This window comes from Azospirillum sp., from assembly GCF_050789165.1.
On record NZ_JBOZRT010000122.1, the window covers coordinates 1 to 2,847 of the forward strand.

Here is a 2,847-nt window from a genome sequence, read left to right on the forward strand (position 1 = left end):
CGGTGCCGGGGAAGCGGCCGTGCACGCTGTCGTACTTCAGCAGGTGCACGTTGGTGTCGAGATCGGCGAGGTCGTTGATCGCCACCACCTCGACGTCGGTGCGACCGCTCTCGTAGATCGCCCGCAGAACCAGACGGCCGATGCGGCCGAACCCGTTGATCGCAACCCGTACAGACATGATGGTGTCTCCAGCTTCGGTGAGTGAAGTATACTAATATATCAGTTCAGAGTGCAAGCGCCTTCTGCACGGCCGCGGCCGTCCTGAGGCAATTCGTCTCAGCAGGGGCGGGCGCCGCCGGTCCGGGGCAGGCGGATCGGCTCCGCCTCGGGGATCACCCCGGGGATCACCTTGGCGCGCTGCGCCTCGCGCAGCAGGATCAGCAGGCCGCTGGCGACGACGATTCCGGCGCCGGCCAGCATGGCCGGGCCCGGCACGTCGCCCCAGCCCAGCCAGCCCAGCAGCATCGCCCAGATCAGCCCGGAGTAGCTGAACGGCCCGATCACCACCGCCGGGGCCAGCGCGTAGGCGCGGGTGCTGAAGTACTGCGACCCGCCGCCGGCCAGCCCCATCAGCGCCATCAGGCCCAGCGCCGGCCAGGTCGGCGTGGTCCAGGCGAAGGGCAGGGCCAGCGCGCTCAGCAGGGTGGACAGGACGGTGAAGTAGAACACCGTGGTGACCGGCCGCTCGGTGCGGCCGAGCTGGCGCATGGCGATCATCGCCAGCGCGTAGGCGACCGCCGCGGCCAGCGCCACCAGCGCGCCGGGGTCGAGCATCCCGGCCCCCGGCCGCACCATGACCAGCACGCCGGCGAAGCCGACGGCGACCGCGCCCCAGCGGTAGGGGCCGACCCGCTCGCCCAGCAGCGGCACCGACAGCGCGGTGAGGAACAGCGGGGCGGCGTAGGAGATCGCCACCGCGTCGGCCAGCGGCAGCAGGTGATAGGACCAGAACAGCAGCATCATGGAGGTCAGCCCGACCACCGCGCGCCACAGGTGGCCCAGCCGGTGCCCGGTGCGCAGGCACTCCCGCCCGCCGGCGGCCGCCACCATGGCGGCGGCCGGCAGCAGGGCGAAGAGGTTGCGGAAGAACGTCACCTCCGTCAGCGGGTAGTGCGCGGCCAGATGCTTGGCCAGCGCGTTCATGACGGTCATCAGGACCATCGCCGCCAGCATCGAGAGGATGCCCTGACGGGCGCTCTCCCGCCCGGGCGTGGCCGGTGACGGAGGCATCGCGCTCCCCTATCCGGTGAAGCCGAGGACCAGCACCGCCGCCAGCATCGACGAGCTGGCGGCGGCGTAGACGTAGCCGCGCCGCCCGCCCTCCGCCCGGCTCAGCGTCCGGAGCGTCAGGGCGGAGCCCGCGAGGCCGCCGAAGTAGAGCAGGGGCAGGAGCGTCTGCATGTCACGCGGCCTTGCTGAGGGCGGCGCTGTCCAGCACGGTCAGCGTGTGGCTGGCGATCATGCGCTCCTCGTCGGTGGGGATGACGAAGACCGGGATGCGGCTGTCGGACGCCGAGATCCGCGTCGCCTTCGCCCGGTTCGCAGCGGCATCGAGCGTCACGCCCAGCCAGCCCAGCTTCTCCGCCACCCGGGCGCGCACCGGCGCCGAGTGCTCGCCCACGCCGGCGGTGAACACCACCGCGTCCAGCCCGCCCATCGAGGCGGCCAGCGCCGCGGTCTGCTTGGCGACGCCGTGGCAGAACAGCTCCACCGCCTCCGCCGCCGCCGGCGCCTCGGAGTCCAGCAGGTCGCGCATGTCGTTGGAGATCCCCGACACGCCCAGCAGGCCGGAGCGCTTGTAGAGCAGCGATTCCAGCGCGTCGGCGTCCATGCCCTTCTCGCGCATCAGGTAGATCAGCACGCCGGGGTCGATGTTGCCCGGCCGGGTGCCCATCGGCACGCCGTCCAGCGCCGTGAAGCCCATGGTGGTGTCCTGGCTCTTGCCGGCGCGCATGGCGCACAGGCTGGCGCCGCTGCCCAGGTGGCAGACCACCACGCGGGCGTCGGCCAGCTCCGGCGCCACCTGCGGCAGGCGCTGGGCGATGTACTCGTAGGACAGGCCATGGAAGCCGTAGCGGCGCACGCCCTCCCGGGTCAGCTCGCGCGGCAGGGCGAAGGTCTGCGCCTGCCAGGGCTGCGTCTGGTGGAAGGCGGTGTCGAAGCAGGCGACCTGCGGCAGCTCCGGATACACCTCGGCCAGCGCGCGGATGGCCGCGACGTTGTGCGGCTGGTGCAGCGGGGCGAGCGGGATCAGCCCCTCCAGCTCGGCCAGCACGGCCGGGGTGATGCGCACCGGCGCGGCGAAGCGGGTGCCGCCGTGCACCACCCGGTGACCGGCCGCCACCAGCGTGGCGCCCTCCAGCCGCATCTCCAGCCAGTCCAGCAGGAAGCGCAGCAGCTCCGGCCGGTCGGCGGGCTTGTCCTTGGGCCAGGCGTATTCGGCCAGGGTGCGCTTGGCGGCGTCCTTGGCGTCGAACTTGGGCTCGGTGCCGATGCCCTGGATCTGGCCGTTGATCACGGCCTCCAGATCGCCGCGGCCCTGACCCTGGAAGACCGAGAACTTCAGGCTCGACGAGCCGGCGTTGATGACGAGGTAGGCGTTGCGTGCGGACATGCTCCCCTCCTTCACTCGGCGGCCAGGGCCAGCGCCGGCTTGCGGCGCGCGGCGGCGACCAGCGAGGCCACGGCGCAGCTCGCCAGGCGGGTGCGCACGTTGTCGGCGCGGCTGGTCAGGATGATCGGAACCCGCGCCCCCAGCACGATGCCGGCGGCGTCGGCGTTGGCCAGGAACGACAGCTGCTTGGCCAGCATGTTGCCGGCCTCCAGGTCGGGCACCAGCAGGATGTC

At 72.3% G+C, this 2,847-nt stretch carries 5 protein-coding genes; all 5 read right to left on the reverse strand.

Annotated elements, in window-relative coordinates; genetic code table 11:
- Positions 1 to 178: glyceraldehyde 3-phosphate dehydrogenase NAD-binding domain-containing protein (locus ACRWK7_RS26455; RefSeq protein WP_431859396.1), on the reverse strand; the 178-nt coding region annotated here is incomplete at its 3' end.
- 98 nt (positions 179 to 276) lie between these two features.
- Positions 277 to 1,230: a DMT family transporter gene (locus ACRWK7_RS26460; RefSeq protein WP_431859389.1), complete on the reverse strand. Its 954-nt coding sequence runs from the start codon at positions 1,228 to 1,230 to the stop codon at positions 277 to 279.
- A gap of 9 nt (positions 1,231 to 1,239) precedes the next feature.
- Positions 1,240 to 1,401, reverse strand: coding sequence for a hypothetical protein (locus tag ACRWK7_RS26465; protein WP_431859391.1), 162 nt, complete (start codon positions 1,399 to 1,401; stop codon positions 1,240 to 1,242).
- 1 nt (position 1,402) lies between these two features.
- Entirely contained in the window at positions 1,403 to 2,614 is a 1,212-nt protein-coding gene (locus tag ACRWK7_RS26470) for an acetate/propionate family kinase (protein ID WP_431859393.1), read from the reverse strand.
- 11 nt (positions 2,615 to 2,625) lie between these two features.
- A partial coding sequence (locus ACRWK7_RS26475) for a phosphate acyltransferase (RefSeq protein WP_431859394.1) occupies positions 2,626 to 2,847 on the reverse strand: 222 nt, incomplete at its 5' end.

Excerpts from the sequence above, each read along its gene's own strand:
- ACRWK7_RS26460 (WP_431859389.1), bottom strand. The coding sequence starts at position 1,230 with ATGCCTCCGTCACCGGCCACGCCCGGGCGGGAGAGCGCCCGTCAGGGC.
- ACRWK7_RS26465 (WP_431859391.1), bottom strand. The coding sequence starts at position 1,401 with ATGCAGACGCTCCTGCCCCTGCTCTACTTCGGCGGCCTCGCGGGCTCC.
- ACRWK7_RS26470 (WP_431859393.1), bottom strand. The coding sequence starts at position 2,614 with ATGTCCGCACGCAACGCCTACCTCGTCATCAACGCCGGCTCGTCGAGC.